Origin of the sequence: Halopseudomonas aestusnigri, assembly GCF_002197985.1 — a bacterium.
GTDB lineage: Bacteria > Pseudomonadota > Gammaproteobacteria > Pseudomonadales > Pseudomonadaceae > Halopseudomonas > Halopseudomonas aestusnigri.
Map to the genome: position 1 here is coordinate 164,473 of NZ_NBYK01000006.1, position 19,081 is coordinate 183,553.

The following is a 19,081-nucleotide window of genomic DNA, read 5'->3' on the forward strand; positions in this document are numbered from 1 at the left end:
ATGGCGGTAATAATCATTCGGCTGGTCAGTGCGCGTGTGCAGGTCATGGCTCGAATCTAGCGGCTGTGCCGGTTATGGTCAACCGCTTATTCCTTTGGCGCCCCGGGGTCGAGCAGATCTTCACTGCCGCGGCTACGCTGGTCGGCAGCGATCTGCTCCTCGAGATCGGCCTGCACGCGGGTATCCACCGCAGCGAGTGTCCGGGTTTGCGCCGATGTTGCCGATGGCGTGGCGCCCGGGCTGGAGGCTGCCCCGCGCTCGCTCAGCTGTACCCGGTAGATCGGCTCTGGCATATCCATCCCGGCGGCTTCCAGTGCCAGCTTGACCAGGCGAATACCCTCGCTCTTTACGCTGGCAAAATCATGGCTGCGCTGGTCTACCCAGGCCTGATAGCGGATCTGGACGTTGGAGTCGCCCAGCGCGGTGATATAGGTGCGAGGCGGGGGCGCGTCCATCACACCCTCCAGCGTGCTCAGCACGTCAATGCCAATCTGCTGGGCGCGCACCAGATCCTCGTTGACACCAATGCCGACATCAAAGCCAAAGCGACGACTGGGGTTGCGGGTGTAGTTGAGCATCACACTGCTGAATACCAGGGCGTTGGGCAGGCGCAGGTGATTGCCGTCCAGCGTCATGAGGATGGTCGCCCGTGAGGTCAGGGCAACCACAATGCCTTCGTTGCCATCAATGACGACATGATCCTTCGGTGAAAACGGCTGCCGCAGACTCATGAGGATGCCGGCAAGGTAGTTTTCCATGGTGCTCTTGAAGGCGAAGCCGAGCGCCACCCCCATGACCCCGGCGGTACCCAGCACGGCGCCGACCAGGGCGGTGGCGTCCATGATCTCCAGTGCAATCAGCACGCCGATCAGGCTGATGACCCAGCGCACGGTGGTGCGGGTCAGTTCGCGCAGGAACGGGTTGCGCCGGGCAACCCGGTCCAGCATCTGTCGGCGTGCCAGCCAGCTTCCCAGCAGCCAGAATACGGCGACCACAATCAGCGCAAGCAGGAACAGCGGCAGTGCTGCCAGCAGGCTGTAGCACTCCTCCAGCAGGCGTTGCAGGACGGCGTCCATGTTGAATGTCAGGGTCTCTGCCATACTCGCTTCCTGTGTCGTGCCATGCCGCGGGTGGTTCGGCGAGGCGGTGGTCAGTCGTCGCGGGTGAGCACTTCCAGCAGCTCGATCTCGAACCGCAGGTTGCTGCCTGGTTTGATATGCTCGCCAACGCTGCGCTCGCCGTAGGCCAGTTCGGCAGGTACGAACAGCTGACGGCGACCACCGACCCGCATGCCCATCAGGCCCTGGTCCCAGCCCTTGATGACCCGACCGGTGCCAATGACGCACTGGAAGGGCCGACCGCGCTGGTGGGACGAATCGAATACGGTGCCGTCCTCGAGGGTGCCGGTGTAGTGGGTGGTGATCAGCGCGCCCTTGACGCACTCCTTGCCCTCGCCCAGGGTCAGGTCGATGATTTGCAACTGGTCGCTCATGTGGTTCTCCGTGGGCGAATACAAGATGGGTTTTGGCGAGTATAACCCCCGAATTGGAGCAAGGCATGAACCCGACGGACCCGGTACGCTGTGGATGGTGCAGCGATGACCCTGTGTATCAGCGTTATCACGACGAAGAATGGGGCGTGCCCTGCCGGGATGCCGGCAGCCTGTTTGAGATGCTCATGCTGGAGGGGTTTCAGGCCGGGTTGTCGTGGATCACGGTGCTGCGCAAGCGTGAGCACTATCGGCAGGTCTATCGCGACTTCGATATCGCCTTTATGGCCAACCAGAGCGATGACGAGCTGCATGCATTGCTGCAGGATCCTGGGATCATTCGCAACCGGCTCAAGGTGTACGGTGCCCGGCGCAACGCCCGTGCCTGGCAGCGGTTGTGCGCCGACCATGATCCGGTCGACTGGCTCTGGCAGTTCGTCGGCGGCCAGCCGCTGATCCGTCATGCGGCTACCCTGAGCGAGATTCCAGCACAGACCGCCGAGGCGAAGGCGATGAGCAAGGCGTTGCAGAAGGCCGACTTTACCTTCGTCGGGCCGACCATCTGCTATGCCTTTATGCAGGCGACCGGGATGGTCATGGATCACACTGCCGATTGCCACTGCTACCCGGCCCTGGCTGCAGGCTGACCCGGGTTCTCGCCCTGCCCGCCCGTGCGGCTTACAATGGCCGCTGATTCATTGTTCGGAGCATTGCCGTGGAGCGGTTGAAAGGCGCCCTCATCGTTGGATTTCTCAGGCTGTTTGCCCGGTTGCCCTTTGGCGTCGCGCAGCGTCTTGGCGCGTTCGCGGGCTGGCTGATGTGGAAGCTGCCGAACCGCTCGCGTGACGTCACCCGGATCAACCTCAGTCACTGCATGCCGGAATTGGGCGAGGCCGAGCTGAATGATCTGGTCCGCCGAACGCTGCTTGATACCGGCCGCAGTTTTGCCGAGAGTGCTTGCGCCTGGATGTGGTCACCGCACAAGACGGTCGGGCTGATCAGGGAAGTCGAAGGGGAGCATTTGCTCACCGAAGCACTGGCAGCCGGCAAGGGCGTGGTCGCGATTACCAGCCACCTGGGTAACTGGGAAGTGCTCAACCACTGGTACTGCCTGCGCGCCAAGCCCATCATCTTCTACCGCCCGCCCAAGCAGAAGGCGGTTGATGACCTGCTCAAGCGCCAGCGCACCCAGCTGGGCAACAAGGTCGCTGCCTCGACCCGTGAGGGCATCATCAGTGTCATGCGCGAAGTGCGTCGCGGTGGCGCGGTGGGTATTCCGGCCGATCCGGAGCCGGCGCTCAAGAGCGGTGTGTTTGTTCCGTTCTTTGCAACCCAGGCACTGACCAGCAAGTTTGTCCCCAACCTGCTCAAGGGAAGCGAAGCGCAGGCGCTGTTTTTCCATTGTGTACGGCTGCCCGACAACAGCGGTTTCAAGGTGATTCTGGAGGCGGCGCCAGAGGCGCTTTACAGTCAGGACGAGTACGAGGCCGTGGCCTGCATGAGCGCCGTGATTGAGCGCTATGTGCGCAGTTGGCCCAGCCAGTACATGTGGAGTATGAAGCGGTTCAAAAAACGGCCTGCCGGGGAAAAACGCTGGTATTAAAGTGATCACCAGCCTGTGCTAGGGTGCACAGGTTGCTGCGTTACAGGCCTGGCCTGGTGCAGATGGGTGCAATATGACTGATGTGGGGGAAGGGATGGCCAACCAACGACAACACCCGCGAACACAGATGAAGGCGCAGATCCGTATCTGGCACCAGTCCTTTGGCGATATTCTGGCGTACACCCGTGACCTGTCCGACGGCGGTGTCTTCGTCGAACACCCGCTGATGGGAGAGCTGAGCAACGGCGACGAGGTCACCGGGCAGGTTCAGGGTATGCCCTTTGAGGCACCTGTTCTGCGCATGCAGGTGCAGCGAGCGGTGCCCGGTGAAGGTGCCGGCATGGCCTTTCTCGGCGAGGCTGACGAGGTCAGCGACGCCAGAACATCGGCGACAGCAGCACCAGCAGAGTGAAGACCTCCAGGCGGCCCAGCAGCATGGCGAAACTCAGTACCCATTTCACCCCGCTTTCCAGGTTGCCGTAGTGCACCGCCACCTCGCCCAGCCCCGGGCCGAGGTTGTTGATGCACGCCGTCAGCGCCGAGAACGCGGTGACAAAGTCCAGACCGGTCCCGAGCAGGATCAGGAACAGCATCGCGAAGGCAAAGACGTACACCGCACAGAACCCCCACACTGCTTCCACTACCCGGTCAGGTACCGGGCTGTCGCCCAGCTTGACTGGGAATACTCCGTGCGGGTGCAGCAGTCGCTTGATTTCCCGCGATCCCTGCTTGTACAGCAGCAGCACACGAATCACCTTCATACCGCCACCGGTCGAGCCGGCACAGGCGCCGATAAAGCTGGCGTACAGCAGCAGGTAGGGCAACAGGGTCGGCCAGCTTGAGAAGTCGGTTACACCGAAGCCGGTGGTGGTAGCAATCGAAACGGTTTCGAATGCGGCAAAGCGTACCGAGGTCCAGACATCATGGTGCTGGTAATGCACCAGCACGGCGAAACAGATGATGAACAGTGCCAGCAGGATCAGCACGTAGGCGCGGCACTCCGGGTCCTGCCAGTAGTTCTTCAGCGAGCGGTAGCGCCAGGCGAGAAAGTGCAGGGCGAAGTTGATGCCGGAAATCAGCATGAACAGGATGCAGATCGACTCGATCAGTGGGCTGTTGTAGTAGCCGATGCTGGCGTCGTGGGTCGAGAACCCGCCGATGGCGACGGTGGAGAAGCTGTGACCGATGGCGTTGAACAGGTCCATGCCGGCGGCCCAGTAGGCCAGTGCACAGGCGACGGTCAGGCCGGCATAGATAAACCAGAGCACCTTGGCCGTCTCGGCGATGCGTGGGGTCAGCTTGTTTTCCTTCAGCGGCCCCGGCATCTCGGCGCGGTACAGCTGCATTCCACCAACACCCAGCATCGGCAGGATCGCCACCGCCAGCACGATGATCCCCATACCGCCAAACCATTGCAGCTGCTGGCGGTAATACAGCAGCGCCCGTGGCAGGGTATCGAGCCCGGTGATCACGGTGGCGCCGGTGGTAGTCAGGCCGGAGAAGGACTCGAACACCGCATCGGCCACGGTCAGGTCAGGTGTTTCCAGCAACCACAGTGGCACCGCACCGAACAGGCCGAGAACCAGCCAGAACAGAACGGTAATCAGGTAGCCATCGCGGGTGCGCAGCTCGTTGCGTCGGCCACGCACTGGCAACCAGATCAGGGTGCCGGCAATCAGGGTAATGACGAAGCCGCTGAGGAAGGCGTTCATCGCCTCCTCGTGGTAGTACCAGCCAACCCCTGCCGCCGGCAGCATGCTGGTGGAAAAGAGCATCAGCAAAATGCCGATGATGCGCTGTATCTGTGGATACTGCATGCTGCGAGGCGCCTCAGAAGAAGGTCAGGCCGACCTGGAACAGACGCTCCACATCGCGGATATATTTCTTGTCGATCACGAACAGGATGACATGGTCATCGGATTCGATCACGGTCGAGTCGTGGGCAATCAGCACCTCGTCGTCGCGGACGATGGCGCCGATAGTGGTACCCGGCGGCAGATCAATCTGACCGATCGACTTGCCGACCACCTTGGAAGAGCGTGCGTCGCCGTGGGCAACTGCCTCGATGGCTTCTGCCGCGCCGCGGCGCAGCGAGTAGACGTTGACGATGTCACCCCGGCGCACGTGCGTCAGCAGGGTGCCGATGGTTGCCTGCGAGGGTGAGATGGCAATATCGATCTCGCCGCCCTGCACCAGGTCGACGTAGGCCGGGTTGTTGATCAGCGTCATGACCTTGCGTGCGCCGAGACGCTTGGCCAGCATCGACGACATGATGTTGGCTTCGTCGTCGTTGGTAATGGCGCAGAAGATGTCGACGTCTTCGATATTCTCTTCGATCAGCAGCTCGCGGTCCGACGCGCTGCCGTGCAGTACCACGGTGCGGTCCAGGGTCTGTGACAGATAGTCTGCTCGGGTCTTGCTGGCTTCGATGATCTTCACCTGATAGCGGCTCTCGATGGCCTCGGCCAGCCGCTCGCCGATATTGCCGCCACCGGCAATGACCACGCGTTTGTGGGTCTTCTCGACCCGTCGCAGCTCGCTCATCACCGCCCGGATATCGCGGGTGGCAGCGATGAAGAACACCTCGTCGTCGGCCTCGATGATGGTATCGCCCTTGGGAATGATCGGGCGGTCCTTGCGGAAAATCGCCGCTACCCGCGTATCGACACCGGGCATGTGCTGGCGCAGAAAGCGCAGTTCCTGACCCACCAGCGGGCCGCCGTAGTAGGCGCGCACGGCGACCAGCTGAGCCTTGCCCTCGGCAAAATCGAGCACCTGCAGCGCACCGGGGGTCTCGATCAGCCGTTTGACGTAATTGGTAACCACCTGCTCCGGGCTGATCAACACGTCGATCGGCACCGCCTCGTTATGGAACAGACCGCCGCGGGTCAGGTAGGCGGATTCCCGTACGCGGGCGATCTTGGTCGGAGTCCGGAACAGGGTGTAGGCCACCTGGCAGGCGATCATGTTGGTCTCGTCACTGCTGGTAACCGCAATCAGCATGTCGGCATCATCGGCGCCGGCCTGACGCAGCACGGTCGGGAAGGAGCCCTTGCCCTGTACCGTGCGGATATCCAGCCGGTCACCCAGCTCGCGCAGGCGCGCGGTGTCGGTGTCGATCACGGTGATGTCGTTGGCTTCGCTGGCCAGCTGCGCTGCCAGGCTGCCGCCGACCTGGCCGGCACCGAGAATGATGATCTTCATGCCGCAGACTCCCTGTTCTTCTGTTGCGGGCTGGCGCTGAGTTTGATCAGGCGGGCCAGATAAAATCCGTCGTGGCCATCGGCCTGCGGCAGCAGCTGGCGGCCGCACGGCTGGGCAACCCCGTAGTCACCGCCGATATCCAGCAGCCGTGCCCCGGGCTCGCGGGCGAGGAAGGCCTCGATCACGCGGGTATTCTCGTCCGGCAGTACCGAGCAGGTGGCATAGACTAGAATGCCGCCCACCTCCAGCGTAGGCCAGAGCGCGTCCAGCAGCTCACCCTGCAGCGCAGCCAGCGGGGCAATATCGGCCGAGGTGCGGGTCAGCTTGATATCCGGGTGGCGCCGGATCACCCCGGTGGCCGAACACGGGGCGTCCAGCAGGATACGCTGGAAGGGCGTGCCATCCCACCATTGTTCGACAGCGCGGCCGTCGGCGGCGATCAGTGTGGCGTTCAGGCGCAAGCGGTCGAGGTTCTCCTCTACCCGCTTCAGTCGCGCCGGCTCCAGGTCCAGCGCGACTACTTCGCTCAGGTCTGGCTGTTGTTCGAGAATCTGGCAGGTCTTGCCGCCAGGGGCGCAGCAGGCATCCAGCACCCGCAGCCCCGGCTTGAGGTCCAGCAATGGTGCCGCCAGCTGAGCGGCCTCGTCCTGCACGCTGACCAGCCCGTCGGCAAAGCCCGGCAGCAGGTTGACGTCGCAGGGTGTTGCGAGCTGAATGCCGACGGCGCTGAACGGGCAGGCGCTGGCGCCAATACCGGCGTCAGCCAATTGCTGCAGATAGGCGTCGCGGCTCAGGCGGCGTTGATTGACCCGCAGGGTCATCGGCGGATGCAGGTTGTTGGCGCTGGTGATGGCATCGAGCTGATCCGGCCAGGCGCGTTGCAGGCGCTTGTACAGCCAGCCCGGATGCGCACAACGCTGGGAGGGTGACGTGTCGACCGCCGCCAGAAGCGCTTCGCCCTCACGCTGAACCCGGCGCAGCACTGCGTTGAGCAGGCCCTTGGCCCAGGGCTTGTCGAGGCTGACCGCTGCGTTGACGGTTTCGGCGATGGCCGCATGGGCCGGAATGCGCAGATACAGCAGTTGATACAGGCCAACCAGCAGCAGCGCGTGCAGGTCCTGATCGGTCGGCTTCATCGGCTTGTTCAGCAGTTCGCGGGCCAGCCCTTCCAGGCGGTTGTACCAGCGCGCCGTGCCGAAGGCCAGCTCCTGAACCAGACCCTGATCGCGCGGCGCGACGGCCTTGAGTTGCGCCGGCAGACTGCCGCCGAGCGAAGCCTTTCCGGCCAGCACGGCGGCCAAGGCGCGGGCGGCTGCCGCGCGGGCATTCACTGACCGTTACCCAGCAAAAGCCCGGGCGCAAACTGATCGCGGCGGGCGTTATACAGATCGGCAAAGGCCAGCGGCTTGCCGCCGGGCAGCTGCAGCCGGGTCAGGCGCAGCGCGCCCTCGCCGCAGGCTACCAGCAGCCCTCGCTTCTCGCAGGCCAGCACCTGACCGGGCGTGCCCTGCCCGTCGGCCAGCTCGGCGGTCCAGACCTTGAGCGGCTTGCCGTCAAACTGGGCGTGGGCCAGCGGCCAAGGATTGAAGGCGCGGATCAGGCAGTCCAGTTCGCTGGCCGGGCGTTGCCAGTCAATCGCCGAGACCTGTTTGTTCAGCTTGTGGGCGTAGGTAGCCAGGGCGTCGTCCTGCACCTCGCCGTGCAAGGTGCCCGCCGCCAGCCCTTCGATGGCCTTAAGCACTGCGGGCGGACCCAGTTCGGCCAGTCGGTCATGCAGGCTGCCACCGGTGTCCGTGGCGCTGATCGGCGTGGTGACCTTGAGCAGCATCGGTCCGGTATCCAGCCCGGCTTCCATCTGCATCACGGTTACGCCGGTTTCGCTGTCACCCGCTTCGATCGCGCGCTGTATCGGCGCCGCGCCGCGCCAGCGCGGCAGCAGCGAGGCATGGCTGTTGATGCAGCCCAGGCGCGGAATATCGAGCACCGCCTGCGGCAGGATCAGACCGTAGGCCACCACCACCAGCAGATCGGGCCTGAGGTCGGCCAGCGCCTGCTGGTCTGCCGGGTCACGCAGCCGTTCAGGTTGCATTACCGGCAGGCCATGCTCGAGCGCGAGCGTCTTGACCGCACTCATCGCCAGTTTCTGGCCGCGGCCGGCGGGCCGGTCGGGCTGCGTGTAGACGGCCACGATATTCAGCCCGGCATCAATCAGCGCCTGCAGATGGGCGGCGGCAAAGTCCGGTGTTCCGGCAAAAACGATACGTAGGTCGGTCGGCTTCATGGGAGTCCGTAAAGAAAAGGCTTGCCGAAGCAAGCCTTGTTAATTCGCTGGCAAATCAGGCCTGAGCCTGGCTGCGATGGATTTTCTCCAGTTTCTTGCGAATGCGGTCACGCTTGAGGTTGGACAGGTAATCCACAAACAGCTTACCGTTCAGGTGGTCGCACTCGTGCTGGATACAGACGGCAAGCAGACCCTCATAGACCTCGTCGAACGGGTTGCCGTCACGATCAAGTGCCTTGACCCTGACCCGCTCCGGGCGTTCTACGTTTTCGTAGAAACCTGGCACCGACAGACAGCCTTCCTGCATCTGCTCGAGGTCGTCGGTCAGTGGCTCCAGCTCGGGATTGATGAATACGCGTGGCTCGGACCTGTCCTCGGACAGATCAATGACGACGACCCGCTCGTGTACATTGACCTGCGTTGCAGCAAGGCCGATACCGGGCGCGTCGTACATGGTCTCGAACATATCGTCGACGAGCTGCTGGATTCTGGCGTCCACGGCGGTGACCGGCTTGGCTATGGTGCGTAGCCGCGGGTCGGGAAACTCCAGTATGTTGAGAATAGCCATAGGGGTTTGTACCGCTTTGTCTGGAACAAATCTAAATTGTGCTGCTAAGATTATGAGCAGCTTGGAATTTAAGCGGGTCTGGCGTGTGGGAGCACGATTCGACCTGGATGCTGGCCTCTATAATAAAGGGATTCGTGTCATGAGGAAAACACTACTCGGCCTCGTGTTGCTCGCGGCGAGCGTATGGGTGCAGGCGCAAGAGTCTGTTCTCAGGGAGGATCACCCGGACAGCTACACCGTGGTCAAGGGCGACACGCTATGGGATATCTCCGGGCGCTTTCTCAGCCTGCCCTGGAAATGGCCGGAAATCTGGCATGCAAACCCGCAGATTGCCAACCCCCACCTGATCTATCCGGGCGATATCATTTCGCTGGTGTACATTGATGGCCAGCCGCGGCTGATGCTCAACCGTGGTAACGGCGGCACCATCAAGCTGTCGCCGCAGGCGCGGGTCAAACCGATCGCCGAGGCGATCCCGTCCATCCCGCTGGATGCCATCAACGCGTTCCTGCGTGCAGGCCGGGTAGTCGAAGATGAAGCCGCCATCGAGATGGCGCCCTACATCATCGGCGGTGAGGCGGAAAGCGTGGTGCTGGGTGCGGGCAGCAAGGTCTACGCCCGTGGCGACTTTTCCGACAATGTGCCGGCATACGAGATCTATCGCCGTGGCAAGACTTATGTCAATCCCGAAACTGGCGAGCTGCTGGGCATTCACCTGCAGGAAATCGGCAATGGAACCGTATCGGCCGTCGAAGATGATATTGCGACTGTCAACGTGACCCGTAGCCGTCAGGAAGTGCTGGTCAATGACCGTCTGCTGGAGTCCGAAGAGCGCGCGGTAGCGTCGACCTTCTTCCCCAGCGAGCCGAGCCAGGAAATCAACGGCCTGATCATGGATGTGCCCAACGGCGTGACCCAGATCGGTCAGTATGACGTGGTGCTGCTCGACAAGGGCGAGCGTGACGGTCTGGAGATTGGCAACGTGCTGGCCATCTACAAGCGCGGCGAGATTGTGCGCGACCGCGTGCGCAACGAGCGAGTGCAGCTGCCCGCCGAGCGTGCCGGCCTGCTGATGGTGTTCCGTGTCTACAACAAGATGAGCTACGGCATCGTGTTGCAGGCCAGCCGCCAGATGGCGATTCTCGACGAGATTCGTAACCCCTGACGGGGAATGCACTGCCAAGGCCGCCTTCGGGCGGCCTTGTTGTTTCAACTGTTGACCCTTTCTGATCAAGGATGATCCATGCTTACCGACCTGTCCGCCGAGCGGCAGGCCTGGTTGGAGCTGATGCTGCTCGACGGCGTTGGCCCCCGCTTTTTCCAGCGCTTGCGCTCGCATGCCGTCTCCCCGTCCGATTTCATGGCCGCCGATCTGTCCGCATTGGCCGATCTTGGTGTCCCACCGGCTGTGCTGGCCAGCCTGCGATGCTGGCGCGCGGGTGATTCTGTGCTGCGCGAGCGGCTCGCCCTGGCGCTTGACTGGCAGCAGCAGGATGGCTGCCATCTGCTGTTTCTGGATGATGCGGACTACCCGCCGCTGCTGGCGTCGATCAGCGACCCGCCGCCGCTGCTGTTTGTACGCGGCCGGATCGAGGTGCTGCATGACCCGCAGATTGCCATGGTCGGCACCCGCCATCCGAGCCCGCTGGGTGCGGAAACCGCCCGGCAGTTTGCCCGCGAGTTTTGCCGCGCCGGGCTGACGGTCACCAGCGGCATGGCGCTGGGTGTGGATGGCGCCTGCCATCAGGGCGTACTGGATGCCGGCGGTCAGACGGTTGCGGTCTGGGGTACGGGTCTTGAGCGCTGCTATCCGCGCCGGCACCGCAAGTTAGCCGAGGCCATTGTCGACGCTGGCGGAGCGCTGGTCTCCGAGCTGTGGCCTGACAGCGAACCGCATCCAGCCCAGTTTCCGCGGCGTAATCGCATCATCAGCGGTTTGAGTCTGGGTACGCTGGTGGTCGAGGCCAGCCTCAACAGTGGCTCATTGATCACCGCGCGCATGGCGCTGGAGCAGAACCGCGAAGTATTTGCCATGCCCGGCTCGATTCACAATGTGCAGGCCCGTGGTTGCCACCGCTTGCTGCGTGAAGGGGCCTGCCTGGTTGAGCAGGTTCAGGATGTGCTGGATGCCCTGAAAATACCGCTTGCCACAGCGCTTGAGGCGGCTGAAAAGCCGGTTACAGACGCGCCCGACTCACCGCTATGGCGCTGGCTGGGGTTTGATCCGGTCAGCCCCGACTGGCTGGCCCAGCACTCCGGGCTGGGTATGTCCGAGGTGCTGCAGCAACTGCTGGAGCTGGAACTGGCTGGGCAGGTGCTGGTGGCCGCCGGTGGCTATTGTCGCCGCCAGCCTTGAGTGCCGGGCCGGGCTCGGCTACTGTCGCAGCAATCAACTTAGGTGGAGTTCACATGCTGGCAAACTGGCGCATTACCCGTCTGAATCGCTTGCTGCAGGCCGGCGGCGTGATTGCCTATCCGACCGAGGGCGTCTGGGGGTTGGGCTGCAACCCCTGGAACGGCGCGGCGGTGGAGCAGCTGCTCAACCTCAAGCAGCGCCCTGTGCACAAGGGCCTGATTCTGATTGCCGGTGAAATTGAGCAGTTCGACTTCCTGCTCTGGGATTTGCCGGACGCTCAGTTGGCCAAGCTGCGGCTGTCCTGGCCGGGGCCGAACACCTGGCTGGTGCCGCATCAGGGCCGTCTGCCCGCATGGATCACCGGTGCCCACGATACCGTCGCCCTGCGGGTAACCACCCACCCCGTCGTGCGCCAGTTGTGCGCTGTCGCCGGGCCGCTGGTGTCGACCTCGGCGAATCCGGCTGGCCGCCCTTCGGCGCGTTCGCGGTTGCGGGTTGAGCAGTATTTTCATGGTGAACTGGATGCCATTGTCCCCGGTGCGTTGGGTGGCGCGCGTAATCCCAGTATCATTCGCGATCTGCAAACCGACCAAGTCATACGCGGCGCCTGAGCCGCCCGGAGAGATTCCACGTGAAACAGGACCAACCCAGCGCCGCCGATGTTGCCGCGGTAAAAGCCTATCTGATGGATCTGCAGGACCGTATCTGCAATGCCCTGGCGGCGGCAGACGGACGCGAGCAGTTCATCGAGGACGCCTGGGAGCGGCCCGGTGGCGGCGGTGGCCGCTCGCGGATCATTACCGACGGCGCGCTGCTGGAGAAGGGCGGTGTCGGCTTTTCCCATGTTTTTGGTGACGGCATGCCGCCCTCGGCTACCGCGCACCGCCCCGAGCTGGCGGGTCGTCACTTCCAGGCCATGGGCGTGTCGCTGGTGATGCACCCGGAAAACCCCTTCGTGCCGACCTCGCATGCCAATGTGCGGTTCTTTATCGCGGAGAAAGACGGCGCCGATCCGGTCTGGTGGTTTGGTGGCGGCTTCGATCTGACGCCCTACTACGCCAATGAAGAAGACTGCGTGCACTGGCACCGGGTGGCCCGTGACGCCTGCGCACCCTTCGGTGATGATGTGTATCCGCGCTTCAAAAAGTGGTGCGACGAGTATTTCTACCTCAAGCACCGTGGCGAGGCCCGGGGCATCGGCGGCCTGTTCTTTGATGACCTGAACGAGTGGGGCTTCGAGCGCAGTTTTGCCTTCCTGCGCGCCATCGGCGACGCCTACCTTGAAGCCTATCTGCCGATTCTCGAGCGCCGTCGCAACAGCGCCTGGACGCCCGAGCAGAAGCAGTTCCAGGAATTCCGCCGTGGCCGCTATGTCGAGTTCAACCTGGTCTACGACCGCGGCACCCTGTTCGGTCTGCAGACCGGCGGTCGCACCGAGTCGATCCTGATGTCGCTGCCGCCGACCGTACGCTGGGGCTACAACTGGCAGCCCGAGCCGGGCAGCCCGGAAGCCGAGCTGACCGAGCGCTACCTCACCCCGCGTGACTGGCTGGCAGGAGACGCCTGATGGACCGTTACGCCGTTGTCGGCAACCCGATCGAGCACAGCAAGTCGCCGCTGATCCACGCCATGTTCGCCGAGCAGACCGGCCAGCAGCTGGAATACGGCAAGCTGCTGGCGCCGCTCGACAACTTCATCGGCAGCGTGCGCGACTTTCTGCGCGAAGGCCGTGGCGTCAATGTGACCGTGCCGTTCAAGGAGCAGGCCTGGGCGCTGGTCGATGAACACACCCCGGCGGCCGAGCGCGCCGGCGCGGTCAACACCATCCTGCGGCGTGAGGACGGCAGCCTGCTCGGTGACAACACCGACGGCAAGGGGCTGGTGCGCGATATCGAGGTCAACGCCGGGCTGTCGCTGAAGGGCTTGAATGTGCTGCTGGTGGGTGCCGGTGGCGCCGCCCGCGGCGTGATTCAGCCGCTGCTGGCGGCCGGGCCCGCGCATCTGTGCGTGATCAATCGCACGGTCAGCAAGGCGGAAGAGCTGGCGGCGCTGTTTGTCGATCAGGGGCCGATTGCCGCTGCCGGTTTGCAATGGCTGGTCGAGCCGGTCGATCTGATCATCAATGCGACCTCGGCGAGTCTGGCCGGTGAATTGCCGCCGATTCCCGACAGCCTGATCAAGCCCGGTCATACCTGGTGCTACGACATGATGTACGGGGCCGAAGAGACCCCGTTCAACCGCTGGGCCCGCGAGCGCGGCGCTGCGCGCTGCATCGACGGCCTCGGCATGCTGGTTGAGCAGGCCGCCGAGGCCTTTGCCCTGTGGCGCGGCGTCCGCCCGGACACCGCCCCTGTGCTGGCAGCCCTGCGTCAGGCCTGACGCGGCATTGCAGCGGCCAGCTCGGCAGTCAGCCCGAGCGCCGCTGCCACCCCACCCTGCTGCAGTGCCTCGATCAGCGCTGAACCCACCACCACACCATCGGCGACCTGCGCCAGCGGCGCCGCCTGTTCGGCCCGGCGTACGCCAAAGCCGACGCAGATCGGCACACTGCTCTGCGCGCGAATGCCTTCCAGCGCCTGCGCCACCGCGGTGTGATCCGCTGCGCCCACCCCGGTGACGCCGTTGTGCGACACGTAGTAGAGAAAGCCGCTGGCGTGCTCCAGCACCTTGGGCAGACGCTGGGCGTCAGTGGTTGGCGTTGCCAGACGGATCATTTGCAGACCGGCATCACGGGCCATCGGGCCCAGTTCGTTGTCGTGCTCGGGCGGCAGGTCGACCACCAGCAGGGCGTCGACACCGGCCGCTGCGGCGTCACGAATAAAGTCCGCACCACCGTAGCGATGAATCGGGTTGTAGTAACCCATCAGCACCAGCGGCGTGCTCTGGTTCTGTTCGCGGAAACGGCGCACCAGCTCCAGCGTGCGCTGCTGATTCTGCCCACCCTGCAGGGCGCGCAGGGCGGCGGCCTGAATGGTCGGGCCGTCGGCGGTCGGGTCGCTGAACGGCATGCCCAGTTCGATGATGTCGGCACCGGCAGCAGGCAGCCCCTGCAGCAGTTCCAGACTGGTATCGAAGTCCGGATCACCGGCGCAGATGTAGGTCACCAGGGCCGCGCGGTTGTCGCGGGCGCAGTCGGCAAAGCGGGTTTCCAGACGGCTCATTTTCCTTCCTCCATCAGGCCCAGAATGGTCGGCATGTCCTTGTCGCCGCGGCCGGACAGACAGACCACCATCAGGTGATCTTTTGGCAGCGTCGGCGCGCGGCGCGCCACTTCGGCCAGCGCGTGCGAGGTTTCCAGCGCCGGGATGATGCCTTCGGTACGGCAGCAGTTGTGGAAGGCGTCCAGCGCCTGCTGATCGGTTACCGCGACATATTCGATACGGCCCTGCTCGTGCAACCAGGCGTGTTCGGGGCCAATGCCGGGGTAGTCCAGACCGGCGGAGATCGAGTGGGCGTCGGCAATCTGGCCGTCGCCGTCCTGCAGCAGGTAGGTGCGGTTGCCGTGCAGCACGCCGGGCGTGCCGCCCTTCAGGCTGGCGGCGTGCTTGCCGGTGTCGATGCCGTGACCGGCCGCTTCCACGCCGACCATCTGCACCTCGGGGTAATCGAGGAACGGATGGAACAGGCCCATGGCGTTCGAGCCACCGCCGATGCAGGCGACCAGGCTGTCGGGCAGGCGGCCTTCGCGTTCGAGCATCTGCTGGTGTGCCTCGCGGCCGATGATCGCCTGAAAGTCGCGTACCAGCGTCGGGTAGGGGTGCGGGCCGGCCACGGTGCCGATCATGTAGAAGGTGTTGTCGACGTTGGTCACCCAGTCGCGCAGCGCCTCGTTCATGGCGTCCTTGAGGGTGCCGGTGCCGGAGGTCACGGGGACGATCTCGGCGCCCAGCAGGCGCATGCGGGCGACGTTGTCGCGCTGACGGTGAATGTCGGTTGCGCCCATGTAGACCACGCACTGCAGGCCGAAGCGCGCACACACGGTGGCGGTTGCCACGCCGTGCATGCCGGCGCCGGTTTCGGCGATGATCCGCGGCTTGCCCATGCGGCGGGCCAGCAGGGCCTGGCCGATGCAGTTGTTGATCTTGTGCGCGCCGGTGTGATTCAACTCCTCGCGCTTGAAGAAGATCTTTGCGCCACCGTACTGCTCGGTCAGCCGTTCGGCGAAATACAGCGGGCTGGGGCGGCCGATGAACTCGGCGTTGAAGCGGTCCAGCTCGGCGATAAACGCGGGCTCGGCGCGGGCCTCGTTGTAGGCCTGCTCCAGCTGCAGCACCAGCGGCATCAGCGACTCGGCTACAAAGCGGCCGCCAAACTGGCCGAACTGGCCGAGGGCGTCGGCTTCACGGCGATAATTATGATTGGGCATGGATAGAACCTCCTGAACGATGGACGCAGATTAGGGCAGGCAGGCCGCAGAAAAAATCGATAAGATGGCCGCAACCTGTGAGAAAAAGTGACAAGTCCCATGGCCAGAGATCTTCCCTCACTAAACGCTCTGCGCGCCTTCGAAGCCGCTGCCCGGCTCGAAAGCGTGAGTCAGGCGGCAAGCGAGCTGCACGTCACCCACGGCGCGGTCAGTCGCCAGATTCGTCAGCTTGAAGACGAGCTCGGCATCGCGCTGTTCAGCAAGGCCGGGCGCGGCATCAGCCTGACGCCGGCCGGTCGCCAGCTGCGCGATGCTTGCCACGACGCCTTCGACGGGCTGCGCGAGGCGTGCACGGCGCTGCGTCAGGACCAGCAACAGGCGCCCTTCCTGCTGGCCTGTCCGGGCAGCCTGCTGGCGCGCTGGTTTATCCCGCGGCTGGACCGCCTGAACGCCGAACTGCCCGACCTGAACCTGCACCTGTCGGCCTCCGAGGGTGAACTCGACCCGCGCCGCCCCGGCGTCAGTGCCACCCTGCTCTACGCCGAGCCGCCGTGGCCGGCCGACATGCAGGTGTATCCGCTGCGGCAGGAGCGCATCGGCCCAGTGCTCAGTCCGCGCTACGCGGGTGCTGCGCGCCTGCTCGATCAACCGGCCGAGGTGCTGCTCGGCGAAGCGCTGCTGCACACCCGTTCACGGCCCGGTGCCTGGCGCGACTGGGCCGAACGGCAGGGACTGGATGCGGCTCAATTGCGCAACGGTCAGGGCTTCGAGCACCTGTATTACCTGCTGGAAGCGGCGCTCTCGGGCCTTGGCGTGGCAATCGCGCCGCAGCTGCTGGTTGCTGACGACATCGCCGCCGGCCGCCTGCTCGCGCCCTGGGGCTTTGTCGAGACCCGTCACCAGCTCGGCCTCTGGGTGTCGGAGCGCCAGCCCCAGGGCCCGGCGCAGCAACTGGCAGACTGGCTCGGCAAGGCGCTGCAGCAGGCCGACGCATGAAGCGCCTCGCGACCCTTGGCCTCGGCGCCTGCCTGCTCTGGCTGTCCGGCTGCAGCTCGGTTGGCTATCTGTATCAGAGCTGGCAGGGCCAGCGCGCGCTGATGGCCCGTGCCGAGCCCATTGAGCCGCTGATTGCCGACCCGCAGACCGACCCGCAACTGGCCGAGCGCCTGCGCACCGCCAGCCAGATTCGCCGTTACGCGGCCGAGGCGCTGGCCCTGCCGGACAACACCACCTACACCCGCTATGCCGCGCTGCCGGGCCCCTACCCGCTGTGGAATCTGTTTGTCACCGATGAACTGTCGCTGGCGCCGGTGCTGCACTGCTACCCCTTCTTCGGCTGTATCGCCTACAAGGGCTATTTCGATCAGGCCCGCGCCGAGCAGGCCGCCGCCGACTGGCGTGCGCGTGGCAAGGACGTCTATGTCGCCGGCATTCCGGCCTATTCGACCCTCGGCTGGTACGACGACCCGCTGTTCAGCTCCATGCTGCACTGGAGCGACGACTATCTCGCCGAGATGCTGTTTCACGAACTGGCGCACCAGCGCTTTTACGTGAAGGACGACACCGCCTTCAACGAGTCCTATTCCAGCTTCGTCGGTCAGCAGGGTCTGCGCGATTGGCTCAGGGTGCAAGGGCGAGCTGCGCACGACTCGACAGGCCGCGAACGCGAACGGGCGTTTATTCAATTGGTGCTGGCCGCACGCAGCGAACTGGAAGCCTTGTATCAGAGCACCCAGCCAGACGACACCAAGCGCAGCGGCAAGGCCGCGATCCTCGCCCGGCTGCGCAGCGATTACGCCAGCCTGCGCGACAGCGAATGGGAGGGCGACCAGCGCTTCGACCACTGGTTTGCCGCTGACCTGAACAACGCTCGCCTGCTACCCTTTGGGCTTTACGATCAATGGGTGCCCGCCTTTGCCGCGCTGTATGCGCAGAGCAGCGGCTGGGCCGACTTTCACCAGCGGGTCGAACGCCTCGGCAGACTCGATCCGCAAGCGCGCCTTGCCGCGCTGCGTGGCCTTTGCCCGCAGTGCGCCGCCGCAGTACAGGAGCCTCAACCATGAAAGCAATTGGATACTTTGAAGCTGGCGCGCTGGACCATGCCGACGCCCTGATCGACCTCGACGTACCCATGCCCGCCCCCGGCCCGCAGGACCTGCTGGTCAAGGTCGCCGCCATCTCGGTCAATCCGGTCGACACCAAGATCCGCAGTCGTCGCGGCGCGACCGGCGACACGCCCGAAGTGCTCGGCTGGGACGCCTTGGGTGAAGTGGTCAGCTGCGGCAGCGCCGTTTCCGGCTTCGCGGCGGGTGACCGGGTCTACTACGCCGGCGCGCTGGAGCGGCCCGGCAGCAACGCCGAATACCAACTGGTCGACGCCCGCATCGCCGCCCACGCGCCGCTGTCGCTGTCTGCCGCCGAAGCCGCCGCCCTGCCGCTGACCGCGATCACCGCCTGGGAGCTGCTGTTCGACCGGCTGGGAGTGCGTGAAGGCGGCGGTGAAGGCCAGACCCTGCTGGTGGTCGGCGCCGCCGGTGGTGTGGGCTCGATTCTCGTCCAGCTCGCTCGCCAGTTGACCAAGCTCACCGTGGTCGCCACCGCCGCCCGCGCCGAGAGCGTGAAATGGGTCAAGGGCCTGGGTGCGCATCACGTCATCGACCATAGCCAGCCGCTGCTGCCGCAACTGCAGGCGCTGGGTATCAGGGACGTCGAACTGATCGCCTCGCTGACCCACACCGATCAGCACTACCCGCAATACGGCGACTGCATCGCCCCGCAGGGTCGCCTCGGCGTAATCGACGACTTCGGCCCGCTCGACATGAGCGTGCTCAAGCGCAAGTGTGCGTCCTTCCACTGGGAGTTCATGTTCACCCGCAGCCTGTTTGAAACCGCCGACATGGCCGAGCAGGGCAAGCTGCTGCAACGGGTCGCCGACCTGGTCGATGCCGGCACCCTGCGCAGCACCCTGGGTGAGCATTACGGCGCGATCAACGCGGCCAACCTCAAGCGCGCGCATGCGTTGCTGGAGAGTGGCAAGGCGCGGGGGAAATTGGTGTTGGAGGGGTTCTGAGCGACGTTGCCTTGCAGGTTGGCCTTCTGGCTTATGCACTAGGTATCACTCCCCACACGTCATCCTCGCGCAGGCGAGGAACCATGGGGCTCGTCGGTCATGCGGGCCACTTCAGCGCCGTCTGGTAACCCGCCTTTCGCCTTC

At 64.5% G+C, this 19,081-nt stretch carries 20 protein-coding genes; 11 read left to right on the forward strand and 9 right to left on the reverse strand.

What is annotated here, in order from left to right; translation table 11 throughout:
- Positions 1-86: 86 nt before the first annotated feature.
- On the reverse strand, positions 87-1,100 hold the full coding sequence (locus B7O88_RS10910; protein WP_088275910.1) for a mechanosensitive ion channel family protein: 1,014 nt from the start codon (positions 1,098-1,100) through the stop codon (positions 87-89).
- Between the two features lie 50 nt (positions 1,101-1,150).
- Positions 1,151-1,492: an FKBP-type peptidyl-prolyl cis-trans isomerase gene (locus tag B7O88_RS10915; protein ID WP_088275911.1), complete on the reverse strand. Its 342-nt coding sequence runs from the start codon at positions 1,490-1,492 to the stop codon at positions 1,151-1,153.
- A gap of 65 nt (positions 1,493-1,557) precedes the next feature.
- On the opposite strand from B7O88_RS10915, the gene B7O88_RS10920 reads away from it, so the two are divergent.
- The 3 genes from B7O88_RS10920 (at position 1,558) to B7O88_RS10930 (ending at position 3,504) form a co-directional block, all read left to right on the forward strand.
- Positions 1,558-2,136: a DNA-3-methyladenine glycosylase I gene (locus tag B7O88_RS10920; protein ID WP_088275912.1), complete on the forward strand. Its 579-nt coding sequence runs from the start codon at positions 1,558-1,560 to the stop codon at positions 2,134-2,136.
- Between the two features lie 68 nt (positions 2,137-2,204).
- Positions 2,205-3,092 carry a lysophospholipid acyltransferase gene (locus B7O88_RS10925; RefSeq protein WP_088275914.1) on the forward strand — a complete coding sequence of 296 codons (888 nt, stop codon included), beginning with the start codon at positions 2,205-2,207 and terminating at the stop codon, positions 3,090-3,092.
- A gap of 94 nt (positions 3,093-3,186) precedes the next feature.
- Positions 3,187-3,504 carry a PilZ domain-containing protein gene (locus B7O88_RS10930; RefSeq protein WP_088275915.1) on the forward strand — a complete coding sequence of 106 codons (318 nt, stop codon included), beginning with the start codon at positions 3,187-3,189 and terminating at the stop codon, positions 3,502-3,504.
- Here the strand turns inward: B7O88_RS10930 and B7O88_RS10935 are convergent.
- Genes B7O88_RS10935 through def form a run of 5 tightly spaced genes read right to left on the reverse strand, consistent with a single transcriptional unit; the run spans position 3,461 to position 9,145 of the window.
- A complete protein-coding gene (locus B7O88_RS10935) occupies positions 3,461-4,909 on the reverse strand; it encodes a TrkH family potassium uptake protein (protein WP_088275916.1) in 1,449 nt (482 codons plus the stop codon). The two genes, B7O88_RS10930 and B7O88_RS10935, sit on opposite strands and share 44 nt — an antisense overlap.
- Before the next feature lie 13 nt (positions 4,910-4,922).
- The gene (trkA, locus tag B7O88_RS10940; protein ID WP_088275917.1) at positions 4,923-6,296 is read right to left on the reverse strand and encodes a Trk system potassium transporter TrkA; all 1,374 of its coding nucleotides are present in this window, start codon (positions 6,294-6,296) and stop codon (positions 4,923-4,925) included.
- Entirely contained in the window at positions 6,293-7,627 is a 1,335-nt protein-coding gene (rsmB, locus tag B7O88_RS10945) for a 16S rRNA (cytosine(967)-C(5))-methyltransferase RsmB (protein WP_088275918.1), read from the reverse strand. Before rsmB ends, trkA begins: the two co-directional genes overlap by 4 nt.
- Positions 7,624-8,577, reverse strand: a complete 954-nt coding sequence (fmt, locus tag B7O88_RS10950; RefSeq protein WP_088275919.1) for a methionyl-tRNA formyltransferase — start codon at positions 8,575-8,577, stop codon at positions 7,624-7,626. Before fmt ends, rsmB begins: the two co-directional genes overlap by 4 nt.
- 55 nt (positions 8,578-8,632) lie before the next feature.
- Positions 8,633-9,145 carry a peptide deformylase gene (gene def / locus B7O88_RS10955; protein ID WP_088275920.1) on the reverse strand — a complete coding sequence of 171 codons (513 nt, stop codon included), beginning with the start codon at positions 9,143-9,145 and terminating at the stop codon, positions 8,633-8,635.
- A gap of 139 nt (positions 9,146-9,284) precedes the next feature.
- On the opposite strand from def, the gene B7O88_RS10960 reads away from it, so the two are divergent.
- The 5 genes from B7O88_RS10960 (at position 9,285) to aroE (ending at position 13,880) form a co-directional block, all read left to right on the forward strand.
- Positions 9,285-10,310: a LysM peptidoglycan-binding domain-containing protein gene (locus tag B7O88_RS10960; RefSeq protein ID WP_088275921.1), complete on the forward strand. Its 1,026-nt coding sequence runs from the start codon at positions 9,285-9,287 to the stop codon at positions 10,308-10,310.
- Between the two features lie 78 nt (positions 10,311-10,388).
- Positions 10,389-11,501: a DNA-processing protein DprA gene (dprA, locus tag B7O88_RS10965; protein WP_088275923.1), complete on the forward strand. Its 1,113-nt coding sequence runs from the start codon at positions 10,389-10,391 to the stop codon at positions 11,499-11,501.
- Positions 11,502-11,554: 53 nt separating this feature from the next.
- Positions 11,555-12,112, forward strand: a complete 558-nt coding sequence (locus B7O88_RS10970; RefSeq protein WP_088275924.1) for an L-threonylcarbamoyladenylate synthase type 1 TsaC — start codon at positions 11,555-11,557, stop codon at positions 12,110-12,112.
- 20 nt (positions 12,113-12,132) lie between these two features.
- Positions 12,133-13,068 (forward strand): oxygen-dependent coproporphyrinogen oxidase, encoded by a 936-nt coding sequence (gene hemF / locus B7O88_RS10975; RefSeq protein ID WP_268806995.1) that lies wholly within the window; start codon positions 12,133-12,135, stop codon positions 13,066-13,068.
- Complete coding sequence (gene aroE / locus B7O88_RS10980; RefSeq protein ID WP_088275925.1) at positions 13,068-13,880, forward strand: shikimate dehydrogenase; 813 nt, start codon at positions 13,068-13,070, stop codon at positions 13,878-13,880. Before hemF ends, aroE begins: the two co-directional genes overlap by 1 nt.
- On the opposite strand, the gene trpA is transcribed toward aroE, so the two are convergent.
- Together trpA and trpB are read right to left on the reverse strand one after the other, a co-directional pair.
- Positions 13,871-14,662, reverse strand: coding sequence for a tryptophan synthase subunit alpha (gene trpA, locus B7O88_RS10985; protein WP_088275926.1), 792 nt, complete (start codon positions 14,660-14,662; stop codon positions 13,871-13,873). The two genes, aroE and trpA, sit on opposite strands and share 10 nt — an antisense overlap.
- Positions 14,659-15,867: a tryptophan synthase subunit beta gene (trpB, locus tag B7O88_RS10990; RefSeq protein WP_088275928.1), complete on the reverse strand. Its 1,209-nt coding sequence runs from the start codon at positions 15,865-15,867 to the stop codon at positions 14,659-14,661. The genes trpA and trpB overlap by 4 nt, the downstream gene beginning before the upstream one ends.
- A 99-nt stretch (positions 15,868-15,966) precedes the next feature.
- Here trpB and B7O88_RS10995 point away from each other — a divergent pair, with 99 nt between their 5' ends.
- From B7O88_RS10995 to B7O88_RS11005, 3 genes are read left to right on the forward strand one after another with little or no spacing between them, the layout of a single operon-like run.
- Entirely contained in the window at positions 15,967-16,863 is an 897-nt protein-coding gene (locus B7O88_RS10995) for a LysR family transcriptional regulator (protein WP_088275930.1), read from the forward strand.
- Positions 16,860-17,930: an aminopeptidase gene (locus B7O88_RS11000; RefSeq protein ID WP_088275931.1), complete on the forward strand. Its 1,071-nt coding sequence runs from the start codon at positions 16,860-16,862 to the stop codon at positions 17,928-17,930. The genes B7O88_RS10995 and B7O88_RS11000 overlap by 4 nt, the downstream gene beginning before the upstream one ends.
- Positions 17,927-18,937 (forward strand): zinc-binding alcohol dehydrogenase family protein, encoded by a 1,011-nt coding sequence (locus tag B7O88_RS11005; RefSeq protein WP_088275933.1) that lies wholly within the window; start codon positions 17,927-17,929, stop codon positions 18,935-18,937. Before B7O88_RS11000 ends, B7O88_RS11005 begins: the two co-directional genes overlap by 4 nt.
- Positions 18,938-19,081 lie beyond the last annotated feature (144 nt).